The sequence below is a fragment of the Terrimonas pollutisoli genome (assembly GCF_029360765.1).
Lineage (GTDB): Bacteria > Bacteroidota > Bacteroidia > Chitinophagales > Chitinophagaceae > Terrimonas_B > Terrimonas_B pollutisoli.
Window position 1 is genome coordinate 104,231 of record NZ_JARKNA010000015.1, and the last position, 26,311, is coordinate 130,541.

Here is a 26,311-nt window from a genome sequence, read left to right on the forward strand (position 1 = left end):
CGGCAAAGAGGGGTTGAGAATTGGCAATAATGCCAAAACTCCGGATAAAGCCGGAGAGCCACTTTCAATTGCCATTATTGACTTCAATTACCATCAACTACTTATCTTTGGGTATGGCCAAAGCACAGCGACGCAAAGCGTCCAAAAAAGAACTGATTCTCGAGAAAGCGGCTGCCATGTTTCGCCAAAAAGGATTTGCTGCCACATCAATGCGTGACCTTGCCGAAACAGTTGGTATTGAAGCTGCCAGCTTGTATAATCACATCCGCTCAAAAAACGAAATATTGGAAGCCCTCTGTTTCGATGTAGCAAACCGGTTTAACACCAATATGGCATTGATTGAAGCCAGCCAGCAAAATTCGATTTCAAAGATCGAAACGCTTTTACGGTTTCACATCCAGCAAATGGTGGAGCGATATGAAGAAGTGTATGTAAGTGACCGGGAATGGAAGCACCTCGAAGAACCTTATCTCTCCAATTTTCAAAACCAGCGTAGCACTTACCGGAAAAGATTTGCTTCCATCATTGAAGAGGGTATGCAAAAAAATGAAATCCGTAGAATTGATGCCCCTACTGCTGTTTTGATCATGCTGCACGCCGTTAGCGGTATCGAATCATGGCACCGGTCCAAAGCGAAGATCAGCGCATCAGAGCTGGAAGACAATATGGTCATGATCATGATCGATGGCTTGCGTAAACAAGGTTGATTGATGTCCATTCATTTTCACTCTCTCCGTATAAAAGAAATCAGGAAAGAAACTCCCGAATGCGTGTCAGTGGTGTTTGATATTCCTGAACGGCTAAAAGAAAATTTTCGCTTTAAGCAAGGACAAAGCCTGACCATGAGAATAGGCGGTGGCAATGAAGAAGTAAGGCGAACTTACTCTATATGCAGCAGTCCTTTTGATAATGAACTAAGAGTAGCCATCAAAAAAGTATCGGGCGGCCAGTTCTCTACTTTTGCTAACGACCGGTTGAAGGACGGTGATCTGCTGGAAGTAATGGAGCCTGTCGGAAAATTTTATACCGAGCTTGACCCACTCCATAAAAAAAAATATCTCGCTATTGCAGCCGGCAGTGGCATCACTCCTGTTCTTTCATTAATTAAAACAACATTGGCTGCAGAACCGCATAGTCATTTTACACTGGTATATGGCAATCGAAACAGGTCGTCTATTATTTTTTTTGAAGAACTGGAAAGCTTAAAAAATAAATACCTGCAGCGCTTCAATTTCATTAATATCCTGAGCCGCGAAAGGACAGATATTCCTCTCCATTATGGCCGCATAAATATGGATAAGCTGGTGGAGCTCGGAAAACTAGTTGATTACTCCCGCATGGATGAAGCATTTCTCTGCGGTCCCGAAGAAATGATCTTTGCTGCCAAAGAGTTTTTGGAACAAAAAGGACTGGATAAAAAGAATATCCATTTTGAATTGTTTACGACACCCGGAGCGAAGAAGTCAGAAGTGAAAGGGGAAAAAAGGGAACTCCCTGCTGAGTCACCAAAGAGCAAAATAACCGTTAAGTTGGATGGCAGAGCATTTGATTTTGATTTGGGCTTTAGTGACGAAGCCATCCTGGATGCAGCCTTAAAACAAGGGGCTGACCTTCCTTATGCCTGCAAAGGTGGTGTTTGCTGCACCTGCAAAGCCAAATTGGTAGAAGGCGAAGTGGAAATGGAAGTACACTGGGGATTGGAAGATGAAGAAATTAAAGAAGGTTATATACTTACCTGTCAGTCGCATCCCAAAACCGATAAAGTGGTGGTTGATTTTGATGAAAGATGATCAGAAGAGTCTGTGTTACCTTACAGTTTCAACAATATCCTGTCCGAATTGTATCAAGTAATCATTGTTGTCATAAACTGCAAATTCTCTCATGCCATATTCAAAGTTCTCAATCGGATAACAAATTTTTACTTTATCTTTTACCGTATTCCAAATTTCATCAACGTTGTCTGTGTTGAAATAAAAAGACCCTGTAAAAGTGGATTTGTCAAATGGTATGTGGTCATTTGGTTTGCTAATCATCAGGTCTGCATTGTCAAGTTGCACCCTTGCCCAACCGTAATCAGGTTCGTTTGCTAAGCAGGTAAATCCAAGTATCTGCACGTAAAAGTCCACCGTTCTTTGCAGATCGGTAGTATAAATCATCGGTGTCAGCTTATTAGTTTTCATAGTCATATTTATTTGTTGAACTGTTTTTGAATCTGCCAAGCGGTTGCATGTCCGAAATTTTTTCTAAAAGTCAGCACGGAACTGTGCCACGAGATAAATCTATTTTCGTAAAACTTCTTTACTACGACTACCAGACAAATGTTCCCACACTATTTGCCGGCAATACCGGTGATGTCCACTTGCCTTTGAATTTGATGTTGAAAGTTGTTGCCGAACTACCATCATTTAATACGATCAAAACCTTTTTCTTCTCAGGTGTTTCGAAAGCTACGCTGTAAAGACTTCCATAATTGTTGCTGGCTACTCTTACGGATCCGGCGGGCACAAATTTAGAAGCATGTGCAATAATATAGTAAGATACATTTCTTGAAACAGAACTGCTGATCGTCAAAGCACCTTTGCATTGTGTGCAACCACCGGGTGTGTGCGGACCAAAGTTAGGATCGTTGGCCAAATTCCACTCGAGTGCAATCCGGCTCCAGTTCCGCATGGAACCGATAACGATATTTTTTATATGCCATTTCAAATCACCTTCAAACCCACCGGTTGACGATGTCCATTGTTCTGTGAAATAAACATTTTTATCCTGGTGTGCATTGCGAACCGTGGACAAGGCGCTGATATCGCCTGCATACAAATGAAAAGCCGAGCCATCTACAAAAGCTTTGGCAGCAGCATCATTTAATATCGTTAGCGGGTATTCCGGTTTATCGCAATTGTGATCATACACAATAATCTTTGTGGAAATATTGGCCGCTTGAAAAGCCGGTCCCAAACTGTTTTTTATAAAATCTCTTTGTTGCTCTGCTGTCATCAATAAACTGGGATTATTACCCGGATGCAGTGGTTCATTTTGTGGTGTAATCGCATCAATGGTTATGCCCTCCGCTTTCATTTGTTGTACATATTTTACAAAGTATTGGGCATATACATCATAGTATTCTGCTTTTAAACTTCCCCCTATAGAACTACCATTATCTTTCATCCAAACAGGCGGCGTCCAGGGACTTCCCAAAATTTTGATGCCTGGATTGATGGCTAGAATTTCCTTCAGCAAGGGAATTAGCCCTGTGCCTCCTGCACGATCCGGGTCGAGACTAAAGTTGGCCAAGCCAGGGTCCGTTTGCCCCACAGGCATATCATCATAAGTATAAACCGATGCACTCAGATCAGAAGCACCGATACTTATTCGAAGGTAGCTGATGCCAATTGAGTTCGCATCTTTTCCAAAAAGCTCCTGTAGTAAACTGGCTTTGGAATTTGCGGGCAGACTATAAATCAATGTCGCACTCCCGCTGGTTAGTGTATAGCCAAATCCATCCACAGATTGGTATCGCAGGGTGGTATCAACTGTTATTTCGGGGTTTGAGTTAGCAACTGTATTAAAGGCCAAAACACCGGCCTGTTTTTGCAGGAGGATGCTTTGATCACCTTTTGTCAGCCAAAAATCAACTTCGTTTATACCTGCGGGTGGCGTTGGTGTTGTTCCGCCAGTGCTACCCTTGTCCTTCGAACAGCCTCCATATATACTTATCAAACCTATGATAGTAATTATAAATAATCGTAGTTGCATAGAAACGAATTTTTGGAGCATCGGCAAAATTTATATGTTAAGAGAATCACGTCGTTCTTATATCGGTATTAATAGGTGTTTTTATATAAATTATCGAACCTCGTGCCGGCAGCTTTTTTTAAAGGAATTTGTAATCCGCCGGTTTGCTGCAGCCAGTTGAAGAGCTCAGTTCGCAAGGTTGTTCCAGTTTTTTGATAGCTGGTATCACGTATAAGATTGTTTATTTCATAGGGATCAGCCTGCAGGTCGTATAATTCATTAATATCCCAAACACCATTGTAATAAATGTATTTGTAACGATCAGTGCGAATAGCAAACATGGTTGGTGTTTGCGGAAAGGCCGCCTCCCAGTAATATTCATAAAATACCTTATCTCTTGACCACGGGCTATTTTTTCCTTTCAGTATATCGGCAAAAGAAAAACCTTGCATTTGACCAGGCTTGTTAATACCTCCCAGCTCTAAAAAGGTCGGCGCTAAATCAACATTCATGATGATCTGCTCCACCACTGAATTTGGTTTTATCGTACCTGGCGCCCAAACCAACAATGGCACCCGCATGGATTCTTCATAAGCATGCCGCTTGTCGATCAATCCATGCTCACCAAATGAAAATCCATTGTCGCCCATGTAAACAACCATCGTATTGTTTTGCAGTCCCTGTGCAGTAACCCATTCGAGTACCTTTTGAACACTTTCATCTACGGCTTGCAGAGTTTCAAGATACCGGCGATAAAACTCATCAAACTGTATAAAACCATGATACATGTAATCGACCCCGTGCCAACTATAGCGTTGATTGCGTACCCATTTCGGGATATCACGATAATTCACTTTTGTGTGCGGAGTTGTAACAATACCGTATGTTTTACTACTGTCGGTTGCTGTTAAATACATAGACGATGGACAAACCACAGGTATGTTAGCATATTTATTTGCGTGTCTTTTGGCCGGGTAAAACTCCGCATGCACTCCTTTATGTGACAGGTAAAGAAAGAATGGTTTGTTCTTATTTCGCCCATCCATCCATTGAATAGCATAATCAGTCAGCAGATCGGTCACATAACTTCCTTCCGGTTGTTTTACGCGTTTACCATTGATATTAAACGTTGGATTATTGTAAACACCCCGCCCCTGGAAACTAAGCCAGTAATCAAATCCCGGTTGCGGCTGGTCATCCGTATTGCCCATATGCCATTTACCCATGAAAGCTGTTTGATAACCCTTCTTCTGCATATAGGATGGAAAAAATACAAGATTGCGGGGCAAAACAGCTTCATTATCTACCACGGTATGCGTATGAGCATACTGACCCGTCAATATAGACGCACGGCTGGGTGAGCACAATGCCGTTGAAACGAAGGCATTTTTTATATGAGCACCTTCTTTGGCCATGCGATCCATGCCCGGAGTTTCTAATCCCTTTATTTTATTCATGAATCCCATGGCATCATAACGGTGATCATCTGCAAGGATGAAGATGATGTTCATCGGCTTTTGTTTGGGCGCCTGTGCAACTGCGGAATGATGAAACAAAATAAAAGCCAATAAAAAGTAGCTGACCTTATGCATACATATAATTTTGCCCTTTGTCCAACACTTAGTTCAATTTAAAATCCGCTTCTTTTACGTCGCGGCTGTTACCGCCAATAAAGACTTTAAAATCTCCGGGCTCTGCTACATATTTCAGGTCGTAGTTATAAAACTTAAGATCGTCAACCGAAATATCAAATGAAACCGTTTTGGCTTCCCCGGCTTTCAATTCAATTTTTTGAAACCCTTTTAACTCTTTCACTGGTCTCGTACTGCTGCCTACCAAATCACGGATATATAACTGCACTACTTCCTTTCCATCTTTGTTGCCAGTATTGGTGACAGTAACAGCGGCACTAATCTTTTTCCCTGCACTTAAGGAGGAACTGCTCAGCTTTATGTCGCTGTAAGAAAAACTGGTATAGCTTAAGCCGTAACCAAATGGATAAAGCGGATCATTTGAAACGTCTAAATAGTTAGAGCGGAATTTTTGGAACCACTTTCCTTCCGGCAAGGGCCGTCCGGTATTTTTATGATTATAAAAAATGGGCACCTGTCCCACATTCTGCGGGAAAGTGGTACTCAATTTCCCGGATGGATTTACATCACCAAACAATACATCAGCAATCGCATAACCGGCTTCTGATCCGCCGAACCAAACATTGAAAATAGCGGGCACATTCTCCTGTTCCCATTTCAGCGCCAGTGGACGGCCCGTGAACAACATTAATACCACCGGTTTGCCCGTTTTCAATAAAGCCTTTAGTAATTCCTTTTGAATGGCTGGTATTTCTATGTTAGTGCGGCTACTGGCTTCACCACTCATTTCCGCAGCTTCGCCCAATGCGGCAACAATCACATCAGCCTGGTTGGCTATAGCAACTGCTTCCTGTAGTATTTCGCTGGCTGGTCGACGATCTCTTTTCAAAGATTTACCAAACATGGTTCCTCTTTCTTCTATCAAACTATCTTCGTCCAGGTTAGAACCTTTGGCATATAAAATTTTCGCATTGCTGCCGGCTACTTCCGTCAACCCCTTGATCACAGAAATGGATTTTGAAAAATTCGCTGCTACACTCCATGTTCCCGTCATATTCTCTGTTGCATCGGCCAATGGCCCTATCAATGCGACAGTGCCGCTTTTTTTCAATGGCAGGATATTGCCCTGGTTCTTTAATAATACAAAACTTTCAGCCGCTATCGCTCTTGCTTCTTTCCGGTGAGCATCGGTGAAAATTTCTGTCTTTGCACGGTTCTCATCGCAATAGCGGTAAGGATCATCAAACAAACCCAGTTTATATTTTGCTTCCAAAATTCTCCGGCATGCTGCATCGATCTGTGCCATCGTTACCTTACCTTCTTTCAATGATTTTTGAGTGGTGGTTAAAATGCCTTCTCCCACCATGTCCATATCGATACCCGCCATCAATGCTCTTGCAGAAACGGTCTGCAGATCGCCGATGCCATGGTCAACCATTTCATTAATGCCGGTATAATCCGTAACAACAAAACCTTTGAAGCCCCATTGCCTGCGAAGCACATCTGTCAGCAACCATTTATTCCCGGTTGCCGGCACACCATCTATTTCATTAAACGATGCCATCACAGATCCTACTCCGGCATCTACTGCCGCTTTATAAGGAGGAAAGTACTCATTGAACATCCGCTGGCGGCTCATATCCGTTGTATTATAATCACGCCCAGCTTCAGCAGCGCCATATAGTGCATAGTGTTTTACGCAAGCCATGATTGTATTATTTTTGGAAAGATCGGTTCCCTGGTAACCTCTGACCATTGCTTTCGCTATTTGCGAACCGAGATAAGCATCTTCACCACTGCCTTCAGAAATACGGCCCCATCGTGGATCACGGGAAATGTCAACCATGGGAGAAAAAGTCCAGTTAATGCCATCCGCACTGGCTTCCCGGGCGGCAATCTGCGCACTGCGCTCTACTAATTTCATATCCCACACGCAGCTCATACCTAACGGTATCGGAAACACAGTTTCATAACCATGTATCACGTCCATACCAAACAACATGGGTATTTTCAACCGGCTTTTTTCAACCGCCAGCTTTTGTACTTCTTTGATTTTGGCCACCGATTTTATATTAAACAAACCACCCACTTTTCCCTGTTCAATTTTTTTGGCAATATCAGAACTGCTTGCCTGGCCAGTAGTGATATCACCAGCACCGGGTAAATTCAACTGACCGAGCTTTTCTTCCAGTGTCATTTTTTTCATCAGTCCGTCGATAAAGGCTTTCATCTTTGCATCCTGCGAAGACTGCGCTGATACATTCAATGAAATGATGACGAGCAGGCCAATGGTTAATTTGTATAGCAATTTCATACTGGTTGATTTTATCAATTCAATAAATGTGGTTCGATGAGTTTTTGCCAGATAGCATATCCCCTGGCCGTCATGTGTAAATTGTCTTCCACAAAAAATTCCTGTTCTGGCTTTTTATCCTGACCAAGCATCGGGTTCCACACATTTACAAATACTGTATTTTTATTTTTCTTTAAAAATTTCCTGATGAGTTCATTGGCTCTTGTCATGCGATCCCGCATCTCCCAGCGGGATGGACTTGGCTTAAACGAAACAAACAAAATGGGAACGTCCGGTAGCTTTGAACGGATCAGTTGAAAAAGAGTTTTAAATCTATCGAGTGCCATTTTTGCCGTCACCGTATCCGATGAAGCAATATCGTTTTCACCACAATAGATAACGATCTGTTTGGGCTGATATGGAAAGATGATATCATCCGCAAATCGTATTACATCCACCAATGTTGACCCACCGAAGCCGCGGTTAATAATTGGATGTGATGGAAAATATTGCTGCACATCTGTCCAGCGGGTGAATGATGAACTTCCCACAAACAGAATCGCATTTTTTGGCGGAAAAGAAAGGGAGTCCGTCTTTTTGAAAGCCTGGATATCATTCCAGAAAGCAGGCTTTTGATCCTGTGCGATTAAAGCCCCGGAACATAAAAACAGTAGCAATAAAGCTTTTATCTTTCGCATTCTTCAAAAATTTGTCTGCTTCAAACTTATTTAACTTCTATCGTCTTTGTTCTTTCAGATACGCCGTTTTCATTCACCGCTTCAATACTGTAGTAATAGGTTTTTTGCGAATCCATCGCTTTCATCCAGTATTCATTGTTGGCATGTATCATGATGCTGTTATACAATTTGTTCGGGTGAGTGCCGTAATAAATATTATAGGCGAATGCATTGTCAACCGGTTTCCATTTGATGAAAGCGCTGCGCTTATCTTTTTCTGTTCTCAGCACGATAAATCCCTGCACAGGGTCCGGCTTTTCGCCGTTTCCATTACCAAAAACCCTAAATCCGCTAATAGCAAATTTGCCGGCCGGCATATGAATATTCTCCAACCTGATAAATTTTGCCTGTACTGGCTTATCCAGTTCTACATATTCATGCGGCACATCTGTTTTGTTATTGCTTTTATCAACCAGCATCTTCCATTTCTTACCATCGATTGAATAAGACAGTTTGTATTGATGAAATGTACCAATCGTCTTTCCTAAAAAAATTGTGTCCATTTCTTTAGGAAAGGCTACATCCTGGTCGGCATAGTTGATTTGGATCGCATTGACGGTAGAAACATTCCCCAGGTCTGTTTGAATCCACTCGCCTTTATTTCCTGACACTGCACTCCAGTAAGTTTTTGCAAGTTCATCTCCCGCATGATTGGCAACATATCCTCCCAGCGTGGACGAAACCTGTACAGGCTTATTATAATTAAGCAGCATCCATCCGGTAAAAGCCCCATCCGGCCTCCCCGAAGGGGAAGAGACCATCGCACTAACCCCGCTTTTCGGAGAGTTTTTATTATTGGCAGCATCTTGTATAAGCGAGGGCTGTGAGTTAGCTGTTCCTTCCCCTTTGGGGGGAAGGTTAGGATGGGGGCCGTAATGCGGGTAATCGCCAAAGGTTGTATTACAATACATCACATCATCTTTATCAAAACCCGCGGGCCATATTCCAAGTCGCCTTTCAAAAGTATTCTTCACGGAGATTACGGTAGTAGAAATATGCCAATACTTTTTGTAATTATCCTGGAAAGTGGCTCCGTGTCCTGCCCCCCTTACAAAGCCTCCCAGTTTAAAACTTAGAGGGTCAGATTGGGCTTCAAAAGGGCCAAGAGGACCACTACCCACCAGCAATCCGTCTGCATAACCGCTAAACTCCGTACCAGGTGCACCGTATTGCAAATAATACTTGTCCTTATATTTTGTCATATGCGATCCTTCAATAAACGGATCGAGAAAAGTATTGTCCATGTATTCGCCGAAACGCTGCCAGCCATATCGCCAATGCTCGAGCAGGTACATTTCTTTGCGGGTACCGATTGGCTGAAATGTTTTCCGATTCAGCTCAATACCATACATGGGATATTTATTACTACTTCCATTATACATATAAAGCCTTCCGTCATCGTCGGTAAAAAAAGAAGGATCCCAACCACCTATTTCAAAGGAATCAACCAGTGGTTTCCATTCATTGGCTTTGGGATTGGTGCTCATCCACAAGGTAAACTTGCTTGTATAAGTAGAACCAAATACCAGCATGGTGTCACCTATTATACCTACTGCAGGTGCACAGAGTTCATCATAAGTGCCGGTATTCCATGGACGAAGAAATTTTTTTGAAATAAAATTCCAGTTCAGCATATCATTACTCCACCAGTAGCCCCATTGATTGGTAGAGAATAAATAATAGTCGCCTTTATAGTTGACTATGACAGGATCTGCCGTAGCCCGATGTCGTCCCCATTCACTGAAGTTGGGAATCGGAGTATAACCATAATCAATATTGATGGGGTTGCAATATGTTTTTTGTTGCGCCAACACAACAACACTGTTTATCAAAATGCACCCTGCTAAAATTGTTTGTTTTATCATTCCCGTAAATTGAATCAGTTATAAATTGCCTTTTTTTAATTCATTGTATGCATGATCAACCGCTCTTGCGGTTAATGCCATATACAAAATGGAAGGACTTTGATTGCCGGTACTCGTCATGCAAGCTCCGTCAGTGACAAAAACATTCTGACAGGCATGCAACTGGTTCCACTTATTTAATAATGAAGTAGCGGGGTCATTACCCATTCTCACGCCACCCATTTCATGAATATCAAGACCCGGAGCTTGTTTCGAATCATAGGTGCTAATGTCTTTTGCGCCGGCTTTTTCCAACATGGCCACGCCTTCCTGCATAAAATCCTTTAATAGTTTTTCATCATTATCATCGTAGCCAACTGAAGTGATAAGTAATGGAATTCCCCATTGATCTTTTTGATCGGTGCTCAACCGGACCTGATTGGTTGCTTTAGGAATTGTTTCACCCTGCATGTACATATAAATCGTCCATCCACCTGGTTCGCAAAGCCCCTCTTTGAATTCAGCACCAATGCCCTCCGGGCTTCCATAAAACTTTTTCTCCCGTGATGCTGCTGAAAATATGACGTAACCTCCTGTGAAATCTGTTTCTTGTTTTTTAAGATTGCGAAAATTAGGGATCACACATTCAACAGGCCGACCAGGTGTATAATAGGAATCAAGAAAGCCATCAAACCGGGCACCCATGCTGCCGCGATAGTTGTGAAAGCAAATATATTTTCCCAACAATCCATTATCGTTACCCAAGCCATCCGGAAAACGATTGGAAGTCGAATTGAGTAAAATAAGATTGCTGTTTAGGGCAGAGGCGTTGACAAAAATTATTTTGGCAAAAAACTCAGTGGCTTCTTTTGTATTGGCATCAATTACTCTTACACCAATGGCCTTTTTCTTTTTTTCATCATAAATAATGGAGTGCACTACGGAGTGAGGACGAACAGCCAGGTTTCCTGTTTTAGCAGCCCAGGGCAATGTTGCGGTAACGGAACTAAAATAACCACCGAAGGGGCAACCACGCATACATAAGTTTCTGTTCATGCATTGCCCTCTTCCCTGCTGCTTGTGTATTTCGGTTGGCTCTGTAAGCTGCGCCCATCTGCCTGAAATATAATGACGGCCAAAACCGTCCCAGAGGCTTTTCCGCATATGTTGCTCTACTGCATTGAGATCATAGGCCGGCAAAAACTCTCCGTCCGGCATAGATTCAATTCCCTCTTTGCTACCACAGATGCCAGTGAATTTTTCAGCATGACTATACCACGGCGCAATATCATTATAACGGATTGGCCAGTCTATTCCATAGCCATACCGCAATGGCGCGGAAAAATCCCATTCACTCCACCGTTGACAACTTCGCCCCCAGGTTAATGATTTACCGCCGACCTGGTAACCCCTGATCCAGTCGAATGGTTTTTCCTGCACATAGGGATGATCCTTATCTTTTACAAAGAAATGAGCGGTGTCTTCTCCATAACCAGCCGCTTTTGTGATCAATGGATTGTCCTTTTTTGTTGCTTCCGTTATCCATCCGCGATGCGGTAGTTCCCATCGCTGTTTATCATAAGTTGGATAATCTTTGATATGTTCAATATTTCTTCCCCTTTCCAGCACCAGCGTTTTCAATCCTTTATCACAAAGTTCCTTAGCGGCCCATCCACCACTGATACCACTGCCGATAACAATGGCGTCAAAAGTATTTTGTTCTTTGCCTTTGCTGTTAATATGAATATCCAGGGTATCCGGCATTTCTATTTTTTATTTTGAATGTTTGAAGAGCAAATGATCAACACTATATTTTCCGCTTCCTGTGAAAAAGAAAACCATCCCCAGTAATACAAATAAAAACGGATGCTGGTCTTCGTACCAAACTTTTCCATGTCCTACAAAAAAAGAAACGTACAACATCGTGCAAACCAGGAAAAGAGATCCCAGTCGCGTTAGAAAACCAATAGCAATCATTATCCCCGCTACCAACTCTGCAATCTTCCCCAGATACACCATAAATGCAGGTGAGGAAAAACCTTTGAAAGATTCCCAGGTTAGGTACTCCTTCATTTTTCCTTCATCAAATACTTCCCATCCATGATATACCATGAACAAACCAACAACAATACGCACAAAAGCCAGACCAGCTTCCGGCCATAGCGGAGAGGGTGAAAACAATTTATTCATTGACGAAACGGTTTAAACGATTGGCCATTTAAACTTACTCTTCAGCTTTACCTTCATGCCTGATGCCGACGATTTCCTGGCGGCTTCTATTATCTCCAGCACATGCAAGGCATGTTCAACATTGATCAGTGGTTCGGTATGATTGATGATTGATTCACCCGTTTTTGTTGCACCTTCCTGCCACACATATCCACCCTTATCCGTGCTCATCAGTTTGGGTGCTTCATCCCAGGAATTGTCGAGTATAACACCATTGGTTTCCCAGTCATAACCGATCAATCGCATATTACCCTTATCGCCATAGATTTGAATAGAATGCAAAGATTGATTGCCTGCTTCGTGACCATGCGGATCAAAGAAATTGAAGCCACACATCACATGGCTGATAACTCCCTTATCATGCTCTAACAAAACATGTGCATTGTCTTCTGCTTCCACCTTTATTGATCCTTTATCATCTACTGTTCTCTCTGGTTTCACAATGCTTAACATGGCCATTACACTTTTAGCTGGCCCAAGCAAGCCTGTAAGTGTAGCCATATTATATACTCCCAGATCGGGCATACTGCCGCCCAGTTTCTCATAAAAGAAAGCACTCCAGGTAGGACCTGTATGACCATACTGTCCATGAGCACTGGCAACTTTTCCAATTTTTCCTTCCTGTATGCATTTGCTCATAAAAGCAAATTGTGGGCTGTTTACTACGGCGGGTGCTCCCCAAATACGAAGTCCTTTACTTTTTGCAAGATCCAATAAGGCTTTACCCTCTGCATAGGTGTTTGCCATCGGCTTTTCACTCCATACATGTTTGCCAGCCATCAAAGCTTTCTTGTTGAGCTCACCATGCACCTGCATATCGGTTGTGGTAACCATCATATCAAATGGCACGCCGGCCAACATCTTATCAATATGCGGGTAGGTTTTCCCATTGACATTATACTTTTTATTTTGCTCCACCGCCCGTTCGTACTTAATGTCACACAAACTCACAATTTCAATCAAAGAAGAAGTTTGCAAGTGTGGGATATAACGGTTGCTTACACTTCCGCAACCGATTAAAGCGACTTTTAATTTCTTTTCGGGTTTTTCCAGGGCAAAGCTTTCCAATGAAGAGAGTAATACAGCAGCGCCGGCCATGGCGGTGTGTTGCAGAAACTGTTGGCGTGAGATATTCTTCATAACAATCGTTTAAAATTTAAAAATGTAGTTTTCTATTTTTCTGCGGATAATTTTTTCAAACCATTTTGAATGTCAGTATCGCTCATGAACAATTTCCACAGGAGACCAGTGCGATAATTCTCTATCATCACGATCATAGGAGCCTGGTTCAAGCCCATGTAAATTTCAGAGCACCAATTTTGTGTAAGATTAAATGCATCGCGGAAACCATATTCCCCCCATATAAATTTTCCATAATTGTGATAATAGTTCTTTAATGCTTTCATCGATTCAACAGGAGTATAAGGAAATGAACCAATGGCTCCGGTCGGTGCAATCTTTCCCTTATCTTGTCTTAATACAGGCTCATCTGCAGAATAGTTATAAGGACCATCGCTGGCTGTAAGCCCCCAGCAGCTGTCTCCATACCCAACATAATTACCAGGATTGTCTACACAATACAAATAATTGATGCGGGCTATATTTTGGTTGTTGGTAAAATAATTGGTGTACCTGTCAGTAATTTGTTTGGGATCGTAGCCAAGGTAAGAATAATGAGTAAAGAACAATGGACCGCCGTTGGAAACGCCAATGTCCAATTTAATATCATAATATTTATTTCCATTAGTGTACATGGAACCTTCTGTGGTTTGTCCCCACCCAGCTCTGTATTGCTGACCGATACTATCCTGGTTGGCCCAACCGCTATAATACATACTTGCCGGAACTGAATAGGTAGGTGAGGCGATGGCTAACAGGTAAGTGACCATTGTTTCGTTCCAACCAATAAGACGATGATCAATGATCCATCCCTGGTCGGGTGACCAATGCCAGTAGAGAAATTTACTATCAGGATAACGACGATACCAACTCCACTCTGTTTTTTCCCAAATACTGGTAATCTTATCCCGTATTATTTTTTCACGGGCATCGTTTTTATTGAAATAAGCTCTTGCGGTTAATAACCCCTGTAATAAAAAGGATGTTTCTACCAGGTCGCCGCCATTATCTCTATTGCCAAAAAAGGGTTCCGCTTTCCCGGTGGGACCATCAATAAAATGCGGGAATACTCCATGAAAGGTCGATGCTTTTTCCAGAAAGTTGACAATCCTGGTGAATCGTTCTATCGATTGATCCCGTGTGATAAAATTCCTGTCAGTTCCTGCAATCAATGCCATTATACCAAAACCTGAGGCGCCGGATGCAATCATATTTTGCCGCCCCAAAATGTTTTCTTTGGCCAGACCACTATTTTTTTCTGCACCTTCCCAGTAATATAAGAAGCAAGCTTCCTGTATCATAGTCAATAATTCTTCATCCGTCATTTGTTTAGTCTGTACCTCCACTGATTGTGATAATTCAGTTTCTTTATAATCGTTACCAATAAATGATAGTTTATACCAATAGTGTTTACCCGTTTGCCCGGTGAAATCTGAGTACCGGGGAATAAATGGTGATTGAATACCTATTGGTTGATAGTTTGCCCCGTTTTCCGACCGGTAAATTTTTACATACTTAATTCCTTTATTGGCGATGTCCTTCCATTGCAGGTTTACATGCTTCGCATAGCCCTTTGCATCTGTTATAACAGGTTTTTCAACAAGCGGCGCTTGTTCTGCGGAAGACAATAGTTCGATATCGTCAATATAAATTGTTTGCTGACTGACGCCGGAAAAACTTTTTTGTGAAAAAACTACTCCAATGATATTTTCGGGCTTGTTTGCATCAACGTTCCTGAATAGATTTAAAGGAATAACAACCTGCTCCCATGTCTTTACCTTGCCTGTTTTAAAAGCAAACCCATTGGTGACCGTGCTGTCTTTCATCATTAATCCTACCTCTGGTAAATCCTGCTGCCTGCCTGATGCCGACAAATTATATATCCAAAAAGAAAGACGATCTGATTTCTTAAAATGATCCTGTCCCCTGGTCTCCTGCTCATAAATAACTGCCCGCCACAGACCATCTTCGTGATTTTTATATTGCAGTTCTAACGAATTGCCCGGTGTGTGAAAAATAGTTTTACTTACCGGGAGTTTTCCATTTTTATTTTTTACACTGGAAGGCCGAATATCCGAAGCCTTAGAGAAAAAATAATCTCCTTCCATCCTGCTATTGACAAAAAAATTATAATCGCACAACGGCTCCTGTGCCAAACAAGCACCGGAAATAATAACAACGAATACGAGTAATCTTATTCTAAACATATTTTCAATTTCGAAAAACAATCTACCAACAACTTAGCTTTAAGGCTGCTGACTTTGAAAGCCTAACTTTTTTAACCCATTTTTTATATCAGGAATATTCATAAATAATTTCCACAACAAGCCGCTCCGGTAATTTTCGATCATCACGATGATGGGCCCCTGGTCAATTGCCAAATGACCTTTTGCATACCAGTTGTGCGTTTCACTAAATCCGTCCGTAAAACCATAATCACTCCATATTTTATTACCATGATCATAATAAAAATGTTTCAGTGCCTTCATGCTGAGTTCAGGAGTAAATGGTATGGAAGAGATGGCTGCAGTAGGTTGAATGACACCCAAATCGACTTCGGGGCAATGTGCTACATAGCCTTTGTAACTATCGCCGGCGGTAAGGCCCCAGCAATTTTCACCATATCCTTTATACTTCTTTGGATTTTCGATGCAGTAGGCGCGGTTGATTAATGTATGATTACGCACTTGTTCTAAATAGTCAATCCCTAACGTATCTTTTAAACCGTTGGGATTAATGCCCAGAAAAGTATACTGCTCAAAAAAAAGCGGTCCGCCTTTATCATAATTGCCCAAAGGCAATTTGTAGCCGTAATAAGTATTCCCGTTCTTAAAACTTTTACTGTTGACCCAGCTACCGTCATACACCTCTTTGGAAATAGCATGACGTGGTGAAGCCGCCGCCATGATATAAGTGATCAACGCCTCGTTCCAACCCCAGATGGGGAAGTTCATATCAAAACCATTATTGGGGCTCCAGTGCCAATACAATTTACTTTCGCCGTTGCTGTGCCAGTTCCAGTTGGCGGCACCCCACATCTGGTCAACCCGCTTGCGTAAATATTTCTCTCTTGGAATGTTCTTATTAAAATATTCTTTGGCACAAAGAAATCCCATCAGCAAGTAGGAAGTTTCGACGATATCGGCTGCATCATCTATGCGATCAAACTTAATGGTCTTGCCGGTACGCCCATCCATGAAGTGAGGATAGATACCATGAAAACAATCGGCGTTAATAAGAAAATCGGCAATCTTTATTAACCGGCGAACGGCAGTATCCCTGCCTATCCATCCCCTCTCCACCGCTACAATCGTACTCATGATCCCGAAACCGGTTCCGCCAATAGCTCCTGCATCGGGTCCAAATTTTGTTTTACTAAAATTAGGTTCATCCCAGGCCTCATTGATATAATCCCAATAATGTTCTGCCAATACCGTATTACTTCGTTCCAACGCCAAACCACTAACTGGATGTGCCCCGTGCCAGAAAAAACGGAAGGTTTGTTTTTGTACCAACTCTAATAGGGCATCATCGCTCAGTCCTTTGATGATGCCTTTTGGTGCTATGCTATCCGGCCCGTCACCATACTTACCCTTTGTAAGTACCAGGGACTTCGACTGTGCATCCGAGAACAATGCTATGGATAGCAAAAGGAAAAAGCAAGTCAATCGTTTCATGGCTAATAATTTTTCAATGATAAAATGAAATCTATTTTATCCATGGACTTTCAAATCCCAGTTTTTTCAATCCGGCCCCCTTCCGACTTCCCCCGTTAGGGGAAGCCACCAACGCACAGCCCTTGCTTATTTAAATATCCTGCCTATTTTTTCAACCACGGACTTTCAAAACCTAAATTTCTTAACCCTTTTTGTACTTCCGGGCAACTCATAAATAATTTCCATAATAGTCCTGACCGGTAATTTTCAATCATTACAATGATGGGGCCCTGGTCAATAGCCAGGTGACTATCGGCATACCAGTTCTTTGTTTCGTTAAATGCATCGGTAAAACCATATTCACTCCATATCTTATCGCCCAGATCATTATAAAAATGCTTCAATGCCTGCATCGAGTAGTCCGGCGTGTAGGGAAATGCCGACAAAGCCGCTGTTGGTGTAATCGTTCCGTTATCATTGGTGGGTGAATGTGCATCATAGCCGTTCCAGGTATCGCTGGCTGTCAATCCCCAATTGTTTTCTCCATAACCCTTAAATTCTTTGGGATTGTCAACACAATAAGCCCGGTTAATAAGTGTATGATTTTTATTTTGCTCCCAATAGTCTGCATAGCGATCTTTCAACCCACGCGGGTCCAGTCCGAGGAATGAATAGTGAGAAAAAAATAATGGGCCGCCGTAGTCAGGCCCCAACGGCAGTTTGATTTTGTAATACTCTCTTTGATTTTTAAAATCAATTCCATTTGCCCAGCCCCGGGCATATACATTGGTTTTGATGGAATAATTTGTGGAAGATCCGGCCAGTATATAAGTAACAAGACATTCATTCCACCCCCGTATTTCATTATTCATACTCCATCCATGATTGGGACTCCAGTGCCAATATAATACGCTTATTCCGTCTCTTGTAAACCAATCCCATTCTACATCATTCCATAACCAATTGATGAAATTGCGCAATTGTTTTTCTTTCTGGTTATCCTGGTTGAAGTATTGCCTTGCACACAATAACCCCTGGAATAAATAGGATGTCTCTACAAGATCGGCGCCATCATCTTTAGGACTAAAAGGAACGGTTTTGCCAGTTTCACCATTGAGCCAGTGTGGAAATGCGCCATGATATTTATCAGCCTTACGAAGAAACCTCAATATTTTCAACAAATGACCCACGGCGGTATCCCTGGTGATCCAACCCCTTTCCGCAGCTACTAACATTGTCATGATGCCAAAGCCTGTTCCCCCAACAGTTGTAGTTTCTAACCCATACACGTTTCCCATATTACTTCGCTCTCTCGATAAACCGGAAACGGGATGAGCAAAATCCCAGAAATAACGGAAGGTTTGTTTTTGCACCAGGTCAAGCAATGCAGAATCGCCAAGGTTTTTCGGACGATTGGCCGCATTAAACGGTGCCGCTTTTTTTTCTCTTACCTGTGCAAACGAAAATGACGGAAGAGTAACAGCTGAAATAAATAGCAACAGAGCCAGGCGTTTCATTGATAAGTGATCTTTTATTTAGAAATTCTGTTTTTACAAATAAGAGTTTCCTGCTTCCTCTAATCCAGCCAAATCAAAAAAGTCGTGGTCTACAAATACGGTGCAGTAAAACCTAATGCCTTCATTCCTGTTTTCACTTCCGGACAACTGGTAAACAAATCCCACAATAATCCGCTACGATAATTTTCAATCATTACTATAATTGGCCCCTGGTCAATAGCCAGGAAAGAGTTCGCATACCACAGATCATTCAATGAAAAAGCATCCCTAAAACCATATTGTGTCCAGATCTTATCACCTAACACGTAATAAAAAAACTTCAGAGCTTTCATCGACTCCTGGGGTGTATAAGGGATAGATGAAATAGCCGCAGTTGGAGCGATCACACCAACATCGTTAGTGGGTGAGCTTGCTGTATAGCTATTTGGAATATCACTGGCTGTCAGCCCCCATACTGAATCACTATAACCATAAAAGTTCTTGGGATTGGCCTTGCAATAACTGTAATTGATCAGTGTATGATTTTTTGTTTGTGTGGCGTAATTGCCATAAGCATCTGAAAGCCCATTCGGATCGATTCCTAAAAATGAGTAATGTGAAAAAAACAAAGGACCGCCAATATCAGGACCCAGTGGCAAATTATATCCATAATATGTATTACCGTTTTTCATCGAGCCATTCGATGCCCAGCCATTATCATAAACAATTTTCGGTACTGAATGCGTGGTTGATGAAGCAGCTAATACATAAGTGATCAAACATTCATTCCAACCCTTGATAGGCATGTTCATGATCCAGCCATTAGCATTCGACGGAGTCCAGTGCCAATACAAGGTGTTTTCATTATTTTTGCGGAACCAATCCCATTCCACTTTGTTTACAATAGTATTGATATCATCTCTCAAAGTGGCTTCATCAGCGGCTACGCCGTCAAAAAATTGTCTTGCGGTCAATAATCCCTGGACCAGGTAAGAAGTTTCAACCAAATCGGCTCCATTGTCATTTGCACTAAAAGGAATAACCTTACCGGTCTCTCCGTTTAGCCAATGAGGATAAGCACCATGAAAAGTTTCGGCGGTGTTTTTTAAAAAAGAAACCATAGTCTTCAACCTGGTTAATCCTTCTGCCCTTGTAATAAAGTTCCGATGAATTGCGGTAACAATCGCCATTATGCCAAATCCCGTACCACCGGATGTATAGGTATTGGCATCCGTATTCCTTTCCCTGATCATCCCGCTTACAGGATGTGCCAGCTCCCAGAAATAGTTGAAGGTTCGTTTTTGAATAGAATCGAGTAAAGCACTTTCAGCAATGACCGGGAATTTTCGGGTGGAGTCGATGGTGGTGATAAACGATCGGTCGACTTTAGCAGGCAAACTACCATTCGAAGCAGATTTCAAGAACGTAGAAATAGAAATATTATATTTTGTAAGGTTGACCAAAGGCGAGGATGGCCGAATGACCAGCAGTGAGTCCGCATTTTGCAAGGTTGCGGAGAATGGAACGTCATTATTATTTGCGTTTTTAAAACTAATTGCCGAAGCCAGGCTTGCTTGCAATAGCGGCTGAGTAAATTTAAAACTAATCGTGGGGAGTAGATTTACATTATAAACGGTTGAATTGAAACTTCCAGAATTTATGGCAGCATAAAACACAATAGGATTTTTTGGGTTTGAAGCAGTTTCATCTTTCTTCTTACTACAAGATCCGTATGCTAACACCACGGTTATAAAAAACAGCCACTGTCTCATGCCCTTAATTATTAGGTTTTAAAAAAACAATCCCCTGATTGTTCCTTGCAAGGGCCAATATTTTTTTTCCGTTGCCGGTTCTAATCCATTTAATATCTCTTATTTCGCCCTCTAAGTTTGCTAGCAGATGTTTATGCTGACTTTCATTAATTCCGAATTGAGTTGGCAGCAGGGCGTCATATCTTCCTTCATAAGGAATCACGCCATAAAAATTGCCTCCGCCAATGAATTGATTTTTAGCTAAAGCGGGAGCAAAAGCCATTACAGGGGCCAATTGCAGTTCACTGGGAAGATCCTGCCTTATGAAGTTGCCTTTTCCATCATTGATAAAACAAGATGATGATAATACTTCTGCCTTAAGTTCCGTGTAGTCTTTAAAAAGATCGTAAAACATATATTGAACGGTTTTGCCGGCGACTTCTTCGTACTTGAGATAAGCCTTTTTTAAAACAGGTAGAGCTCTTTCCAATTCATCCTTTGCTAAAAAAGTATATTCCTCTCCATTCACGGTATAAGCCATTACCTGCTCAATGGTGCCATTATTATCAAAGTCTTTTACGTATAACTTCAATGGCCCATTTTTTCCCGCATATAATTTGCTGTTATGTCCCCAGTTGCCAGCCAGTATATCAACAAGACCGTCACCGTTAACGTCTGTAGTATAAAGTGACTGCCAAAGACCTGTTGATGCCGGAATATCCATGGCTGTGAACTTTCCTTTATTGTTGATAAAAATTTTCACGGGCATCCATTCACCGGTTACGATAAGGTCAGGCCAGGAGTCATTATTTACGTCTGCGAATGATGCAGCAGTGACCATCCCTAACGAAGAAAGTTTCATAATCTGGTCATAGTCAGATGCAAAATTTGCTTTGCCGTCATTGATATAAAAAAAAGAAGGCTGGGGCAAACCATACACTGGGGTCTTGCAAGAGTTACCAATAAATACATCTATATCACCATCCTTATCTATATCGGCAACAGCTATGCAAGACTTATTTTCATACTTCTGGGTAAATTTTTTACCGGCTTTAGTAAAATGTCCTTTCCCATCATTAAAATACAAGCGGTCTTCCAGCGCATATTCATCAGCGGGTGATTCATTTCCTCCACTAACCACCCATAGGTCAACAAAGCCATCACCATTCGCATCAAAAAAAGTAGCGTCGACATCCTCACTGATAGCATTTACAGCAAATACAGCGGAGTCTGATTGTTTGAATCCGCCCGTCGCCTGTTGTATCATTAAAGCACCGGGCTGAAATTTCGCCCCACAAACGTAAAAATCATCCAGTCCGTCACCATTCACATCTGCGACCGCCATTTTCGGCCCCCTTGTACTTTGTTGGTGAGGTATCAGATATTGCACATTAAAATCAATAAAATCGTTCTCCCGATGTTTCCAATCGCATTCGACGTTCCTTGATACATCATCAAATAAGGTCGATTCAACCGGAAAAAATTTTGCGTATTCAAATATTCCTAAAGCATCTTTTTGCGCAACGGCTATTTGCTTATTTGCAGGAATGTTTTTAAGAACCTGATATTTTTGATCGCCCCATACAATTAAAATGCTATCAATGGTTGAAATTGAATCCAACCCAAAATGAAGTCGTGTATCGCAGGATGATTGAAATCCGCGGGTAAGCATCAGTTGCTGATATTGCAGTTTTCCTTTTGTAAATACATAAGCTTTTGCACCGATACCTGAAGTATTCATTCCATTCCCTTTGAAAGAAATGGAAACCTGGTTTTTTACAGGAGTGTTGTTTTTTAGGATTACTGCCGACGCATCAATACAATTAATAACCATATCCAGATCGCCATCGTTGTCAAGATCTCCATAAGCAGCACCATTAAAATACCCTTTCATTTTTTCCAGTCCCCATTCCTTACTCACATCTGTAAAAGAATAACTGTCATTTGCTTTAAAGAGAAAAGGATGAGAACTTCCATCCGGCATTTTTGAAATCACCTCTTCATCGTATTTGTCTGTTCTGCTTAGACCTCGTTTCGCCTCCATGTCTGAAACAAAGCGAACGTAATCCAGATCAACAGGTCGTTTTACAATACCGCTGGTAACAAAAAGATCTTTCTTACTGTCGTTATCAAAGTCAGCAAATAAAGAACTCCAGCTCCAATCGGTCGCTGACACTCCGCTCATCAATGACAATTCGCTAAAGCTTTCACCGTTACCATTATTACGCTGCAAACAATTTTTGGAATATTGCTTCTGATAACCTTGAATTTCCAATTTTACTTTATAGACATCCGGATTTTCATCGCTGCCGTAGGTTTTTAAAACCTTTTCGTCCGGTGGAAGCATATCCACCGTGACGATATCTAACTGTCCGTCGTTGTTATAATCGGCCACATCATTCCCCATACTGAAGCGGCTGTAATGTCTAAAATGCTTTGCACTACTTTCCGAAAACGTACCGTTTCCATTATTGACATAATAGTAGTCATTTTCATGAAAATCGTTACCAATATAAATATCATCCCATCCATCGTTGTTGATATCCGCAACAGCCAGTCCAAGGCCGTATCCCAAATTACTTTGATAGATACCAGCCTGAACTGAAACATCAGTAAACTTCTTAGTTGGCGAGTTTAGGTCATTCCGGTATAAACGATCACCGGAAAGCGAATCATATTTTTTTCTATTGTTTGTATCTACAATGTTAGCATGCGGATGATGTGACTGATTCAAAATATAACAATCTAAGTCTCCATCCCGATCATAATCAAAAAAGGCAGACTGTGTTGTAAAGCACGATGTATTTAAGCCGAATGCTTGTGACTGTTCGGAGAAAGTACCATTCCGGTTGTTAATATATAACTCGTTATGGCCATTTAATCCATACTTATTGCTAACCGTTGAAACATAAATATCCAGGAACCCATCGCCATTGACATCGGCCATCGTCACCCCTGTGCACCAGTCTGAAAACCCTGCTACGCCGGCCTTGTCAGTAATGTCTTCGAAAGCAAAATTTCCTTTATTGAGGTATAGTTTATTTCCGCCTTTATTATTGGCCGTAAAATAAATATCCGCCAATCCATCATTATTAATATCACCAACGGCAACGCCACCGCCGTTATAATAATAGAGATAATAAAGTATGTTAAACAACTTGTGCTTTTCCAAAGTATTGGTAAAATTGATATTGGTATGAGAAGAGGAAAGGCTTTCAAAAAATATTTTTTTGTTCTTACAACTATAAAAAATAGATACGGCGAACAAAATAAAGAGCCAACTTTTATATCTGGAAAAAATAATCTTACCCATGAAAGAGATTATGTTTATTAAGCTGATAAAGTTTAAAGGGCTGAAACAAACTATTGTTCAGCCCCTTTTCCACTATGAAGTTCGATTGAAAAATTTTTTCGAATAGTTATAATTTACTATTATACAACGCCAGCACCTCCGTGGCAGACAGGGCTTTATTGTATAGTCTAAATTGATCCATGGCTCCAGTGAATGACTTTACCCAATCATCGGTAACTCCGGGTAACCCTACATGTTTGTTCCAGCCACCCAATATCATGTTGCCTGCACTCTTAATTTTCAACGGACCTGTCTGGCCTCCATTGGTTGTGGCAGAAGCTGGTGCATCTGTAATGGGTGCTCCATCAAAATAAAAGGTAGTTTTTGATGTAGCCTCGTCGTAAACTATGGCCAGATGGTGCCAGTTGCCATCAAGAAGAGGTCGTTTCATTTTATTTGCATCGGTGAACTCATACCATTTATCATCCACGGCAAATTTTACGGTTGCTTCCGTCGCAGTACCGTGTTCAACGAGCAAAAAAAGCGGGCTCTGATGCCAATAGTCTGTTGAACTTCCTGTCAAACCAAAGTAAAGCTCGGTTCTGTCGTTAACACCTCTTTTAACCCAGAATGCAACCGTAAGACTCGTTGCACTTTTAATATCATTGGCATTGAGGTATTTTACTGCGATACCATCCGCACCCTGTAAAGCCTTCCCATTTATTCCGTCAGTTAAAGTTAAGTTGTTGCGATATGATGGATTCTGGGAAATACTATCCGTCATGTTTTGCGCATTAATCGGACTAACCTCGGTAAAAGGAACATAAAAGCGCAAATCACCTGCAGGCAATGGCTTATCGTCTTTCGGGAAGTCGCCTAACGCTGGTCTATCAAATTTTTGGCAGCTGCTTAGTACAACCACGCCTGCCAACAAGTAACCATATAATCTATAATACTTTTTCATATACAAGTCATTTAAATAATATTCCAGGAAGTAAATTATTAATGAACAAACTGCTTTACGGATATAAGGGATTCTGAACCAGCTTACCGTTTGATCTGTCAATAGCCGGTTTTGGAATAGGGTACACTGCGTTTTTAGGTTCATACCCCAAAGGGCCTAATACCGTAGGAGCGTCGATACCATCAGGTGCCGGAGTCCACCTAACCAAATCAAAAAACCTTTCGCCTTCCAGTGCAAATTCCACTCGTCTTTCCTGTTTTATTCTGGTTCTCATGGCTGCCTGCGAAACATAATTGATGGAAGGCAGGCCGGCCCTATTCCGCACTTGATTTACCAACGATTTTATAGTGTTAGAATCTGCAGACATAGCACCACCTAATTCATTTTTAGCTTCCGCTGAGGTTAATAAAACTTCAGGATAACGGAAAACCCGTTGATTTATCCACCAGCTGGCATGTAACACGCTTTTTGCCTGCTGCACAGCGGGATCAGCGTAAACTTTCTTATTCCAATATTTTCTTTCCAGCCCAAACTGGCCCTTTGGTGGGATAGTTCGGCCATAGCCTCCAGTAGCTGGATCATCCGATTGTCCACCAAACAATATTGTCGAATTTTTCCTGATATCACCAGGCTCGAAAGCATTGACCAGATTTTCTGTAGGTGTATTCCATCCCCAGCCTAAATTCCATTCAGACTGATCAGGTTTACCCCTAATTCCCATTGAAGTGGCATAATAGTTTCCTCCATATGGTTCCGCGGTATTTGGTATATATGCGCATTGGATCTCGAATATTGATTCACTACTGTTTTCATTTGCATCTTTGAAGACTTGCCAAAAAACAGGTAACAGACTAAATCTTCCTGATGCAATGACAGCATCTGAAAGAGCAACAGCTTGAGAGTAATTCTTTCTGAACATGTGAGTTTTTGCTAATAGCGTCATTGCAGCGTAGCTCGTGGTTCTGCCCAAGTATTTTGGATCCCATGTGCCCGGTAAGGTCGAGATTGCAAATAGCAAGTCATTATCAATTAATTCGTAAACCTTTGCTACTTCCGATTTTGCGACATTAGCTTCAGAAGCATTATAAATCCTGAAATCTATAATAGGCACCTCACCATACACTCTTACAAGATCAAAATACATGTATGCCCGCATAAATCTCGCTTCCGCCCGGAAAATTTGGGATTGAGGATCATTTAGATCTAAAGAGTCTGCTATTTGCAAAATTGTATTAGCTCTGTTTATAATAGCATAATGATCGTCCCAATAAGTATTGGTACACCAATGATCCTTATCATAATCAAAGTTGTCATATGCCGCCACCCAATCCGCACCATCTGTTAAATCGCTCCCTTTTTCCGAATCATCAGCACGGAAATTGTGTAAGGCTTGCCACATAATTCCACCGAAAGCACTACTCTCTTTTTGTGATGCATATAAAGCAAAAACCTGTTGCTCCAATCCCCCTGCGCTTAAATCATCCAGAGTAGCAGATAAAGGCTGTCTATCTAAAAATTTTTTACATCCCGAAAAAAGTAGTACAGACGCAGAGACTAAAAGCAAAAACTTTAGTCCATTTATTATTTTTTTCATATCGCTCTGTAT

Annotated in this window: 18 protein-coding genes; 2 read left to right on the top strand and 16 right to left on the bottom strand. The window is 41.6% G+C overall.

What is annotated here, in order from left to right:
• Nucleotides 1–29 precede the first annotated feature (29 nt).
• Together P2W73_RS19855 and paaE are read left to right on the top strand one after the other, a co-directional pair.
• The gene (locus P2W73_RS19855; RefSeq protein WP_276503845.1) at nucleotides 30–707 is read left to right on the top strand and encodes a TetR/AcrR family transcriptional regulator; all 678 of its coding nucleotides are present in this window, start codon (nucleotides 30–32) and stop codon (nucleotides 705–707) included.
• A gap of 3 nt (nucleotides 708–710) precedes the next feature.
• Entirely contained in the window at nucleotides 711–1,790 is a 1,080-nt protein-coding gene (gene paaE, locus P2W73_RS19860) for a 1,2-phenylacetyl-CoA epoxidase subunit PaaE (protein WP_276503846.1), read from the top strand.
• 15 nt (nucleotides 1,791–1,805) lie between these two features.
• Here paaE and P2W73_RS19865 read toward each other — a convergent pair whose 3' ends face one another.
• The 16 genes from P2W73_RS19865 to P2W73_RS19940 form a co-directional block, all read right to left on the bottom strand.
• Entirely contained in the window at nucleotides 1,806–2,180 is a 375-nt protein-coding gene (locus P2W73_RS19865) for a VOC family protein (RefSeq protein ID WP_276503847.1), read from the bottom strand.
• Nucleotides 2,181–2,307: 127 nt separating this feature from the next.
• Complete coding sequence (locus P2W73_RS19870; protein WP_276503848.1) at nucleotides 2,308–3,753, bottom strand: glycoside hydrolase family 30 protein; 1,446 nt, start codon at nucleotides 3,751–3,753, stop codon at nucleotides 2,308–2,310.
• A gap of 68 nt (nucleotides 3,754–3,821) precedes the next feature.
• Nucleotides 3,822–5,324, bottom strand: a complete 1,503-nt coding sequence (locus tag P2W73_RS19875) for a sulfatase family protein (protein ID WP_276503849.1) — start codon at nucleotides 5,322–5,324, stop codon at nucleotides 3,822–3,824.
• 28 nt (nucleotides 5,325–5,352) lie between these two features.
• Nucleotides 5,353–7,638, bottom strand: coding sequence for a beta-glucosidase BglX (bglX, locus tag P2W73_RS19880; protein ID WP_276503850.1), 2,286 nt, complete (start codon nucleotides 7,636–7,638; stop codon nucleotides 5,353–5,355).
• Between the two features lie 14 nt (nucleotides 7,639–7,652).
• The gene (locus tag P2W73_RS19885) at nucleotides 7,653–8,315 is read right to left on the bottom strand and encodes a GDSL-type esterase/lipase family protein (protein ID WP_276503851.1); all 663 of its coding nucleotides are present in this window, start codon (nucleotides 8,313–8,315) and stop codon (nucleotides 7,653–7,655) included.
• Between the two features lie 26 nt (nucleotides 8,316–8,341).
• Nucleotides 8,342–10,219, bottom strand: coding sequence for a family 43 glycosylhydrolase (locus tag P2W73_RS19890; protein ID WP_276503852.1), 1,878 nt, complete (start codon nucleotides 10,217–10,219; stop codon nucleotides 8,342–8,344).
• Nucleotides 10,220–10,237: 18 nt separating this feature from the next.
• Nucleotides 10,238–11,962 carry a GMC oxidoreductase gene (locus P2W73_RS19895; RefSeq protein ID WP_276503853.1) on the bottom strand — a complete coding sequence of 575 codons (1,725 nt, stop codon included), beginning with the start codon at nucleotides 11,960–11,962 and terminating at the stop codon, nucleotides 10,238–10,240.
• Nucleotides 11,963–11,971: 9 nt separating this feature from the next.
• Nucleotides 11,972–12,388 carry a DoxX family protein gene (locus P2W73_RS19900; protein WP_276503854.1) on the bottom strand — a complete coding sequence of 139 codons (417 nt, stop codon included), beginning with the start codon at nucleotides 12,386–12,388 and terminating at the stop codon, nucleotides 11,972–11,974.
• Nucleotides 12,389–12,400: 12 nt separating this feature from the next.
• Nucleotides 12,401–13,567: a Gfo/Idh/MocA family protein gene (locus tag P2W73_RS19905; RefSeq protein ID WP_276503855.1), complete on the bottom strand. Its 1,167-nt coding sequence runs from the start codon at nucleotides 13,565–13,567 to the stop codon at nucleotides 12,401–12,403.
• Between the two features lie 32 nt (nucleotides 13,568–13,599).
• Nucleotides 13,600–15,753 (bottom strand): glucoamylase family protein, encoded by a 2,154-nt coding sequence (locus tag P2W73_RS19910; RefSeq protein ID WP_276503856.1) that lies wholly within the window; start codon nucleotides 15,751–15,753, stop codon nucleotides 13,600–13,602.
• Nucleotides 15,754–15,792: 39 nt separating this feature from the next.
• Nucleotides 15,793–17,223: a glucoamylase family protein gene (locus tag P2W73_RS19915; protein WP_276503857.1), complete on the bottom strand. Its 1,431-nt coding sequence runs from the start codon at nucleotides 17,221–17,223 to the stop codon at nucleotides 15,793–15,795.
• A gap of 143 nt (nucleotides 17,224–17,366) precedes the next feature.
• The gene (locus tag P2W73_RS19920) at nucleotides 17,367–18,719 is read right to left on the bottom strand and encodes a glucoamylase family protein (protein WP_276503858.1); all 1,353 of its coding nucleotides are present in this window, start codon (nucleotides 18,717–18,719) and stop codon (nucleotides 17,367–17,369) included.
• An 89-nt stretch (nucleotides 18,720–18,808) separates the two neighbouring features.
• Nucleotides 18,809–20,470, bottom strand: coding sequence for a glucoamylase family protein (locus P2W73_RS19925; RefSeq protein ID WP_276503859.1), 1,662 nt, complete (start codon nucleotides 20,468–20,470; stop codon nucleotides 18,809–18,811).
• A gap of 4 nt (nucleotides 20,471–20,474) precedes the next feature.
• Entirely contained in the window at nucleotides 20,475–23,762 is a 3,288-nt protein-coding gene (locus P2W73_RS19930) for a VCBS repeat-containing protein (RefSeq protein ID WP_276503860.1), read from the bottom strand.
• Nucleotides 23,763–23,868: 106 nt separating this feature from the next.
• Nucleotides 23,869–24,705 (bottom strand): LamG domain-containing protein, encoded by an 837-nt coding sequence (locus P2W73_RS19935; protein WP_276503861.1) that lies wholly within the window; start codon nucleotides 24,703–24,705, stop codon nucleotides 23,869–23,871.
• Nucleotides 24,706–24,760: 55 nt separating this feature from the next.
• The gene (locus P2W73_RS19940; RefSeq protein WP_276503862.1) at nucleotides 24,761–26,299 is read right to left on the bottom strand and encodes a RagB/SusD family nutrient uptake outer membrane protein; all 1,539 of its coding nucleotides are present in this window, start codon (nucleotides 26,297–26,299) and stop codon (nucleotides 24,761–24,763) included.
• Nucleotides 26,300–26,311: the final 12 nt, after the last annotated feature.

Coding starts and splice junctions, on each gene's coding strand:
- P2W73_RS19855 (WP_276503845.1), top strand. CDS start 30: ATGCCAAAACTCCGGATAAAGCCGGAGAGCCACTTTCAATTGCCATTA.
- paaE (WP_276503846.1), top strand. CDS start 711: ATGTCCATTCATTTTCACTCTCTCCGTATAAAAGAAATCAGGAAAGAA.
- P2W73_RS19865 (WP_276503847.1), bottom strand. CDS start 2,180: ATGAAAACTAATAAGCTGACACCGATGATTTATACTACCGATCTGCAA.
- P2W73_RS19870 (WP_276503848.1), bottom strand. CDS start 3,753: ATGCAACTACGATTATTTATAATTACTATCATAGGTTTGATAAGTATA.
- P2W73_RS19875 (WP_276503849.1), bottom strand. CDS start 5,324: ATGCATAAGGTCAGCTACTTTTTATTGGCTTTTATTTTGTTTCATCAT.
- bglX (WP_276503850.1), bottom strand. CDS start 7,638: ATGAAATTGCTATACAAATTAACCATTGGCCTGCTCGTCATCATTTCA.
- P2W73_RS19885 (WP_276503851.1), bottom strand. CDS start 8,315: ATGCGAAAGATAAAAGCTTTATTGCTACTGTTTTTATGTTCCGGGGCT.
- P2W73_RS19890 (WP_276503852.1), bottom strand. CDS start 10,219: ATGATAAAACAAACAATTTTAGCAGGGTGCATTTTGATAAACAGTGTT.
- P2W73_RS19895 (WP_276503853.1), bottom strand. CDS start 11,962: ATGCCGGATACCCTGGATATTCATATTAACAGCAAAGGCAAAGAACAA.
- P2W73_RS19900 (WP_276503854.1), bottom strand. CDS start 12,388: ATGAATAAATTGTTTTCACCCTCTCCGCTATGGCCGGAAGCTGGTCTG.
- P2W73_RS19905 (WP_276503855.1), bottom strand. CDS start 13,567: ATGAAGAATATCTCACGCCAACAGTTTCTGCAACACACCGCCATGGCC.
- P2W73_RS19910 (WP_276503856.1), bottom strand. CDS start 15,753: ATGTTTAGAATAAGATTACTCGTATTCGTTGTTATTATTTCCGGTGCT.
- P2W73_RS19915 (WP_276503857.1), bottom strand. CDS start 17,223: ATGAAACGATTGACTTGCTTTTTCCTTTTGCTATCCATAGCATTGTTC.
- P2W73_RS19920 (WP_276503858.1), bottom strand. CDS start 18,719: ATGAAACGCCTGGCTCTGTTGCTATTTATTTCAGCTGTTACTCTTCCG.
- P2W73_RS19925 (WP_276503859.1), bottom strand. CDS start 20,470: ATGAGACAGTGGCTGTTTTTTATAACCGTGGTGTTAGCATACGGATCT.
- P2W73_RS19930 (WP_276503860.1), bottom strand. CDS start 23,762: ATGGGTAAGATTATTTTTTCCAGATATAAAAGTTGGCTCTTTATTTTG.
- P2W73_RS19935 (WP_276503861.1), bottom strand. CDS start 24,705: ATGAAAAAGTATTATAGATTATATGGTTACTTGTTGGCAGGCGTGGTT.
- P2W73_RS19940 (WP_276503862.1), bottom strand. CDS start 26,299: ATGAAAAAAATAATAAATGGACTAAAGTTTTTGCTTTTAGTCTCTGCG.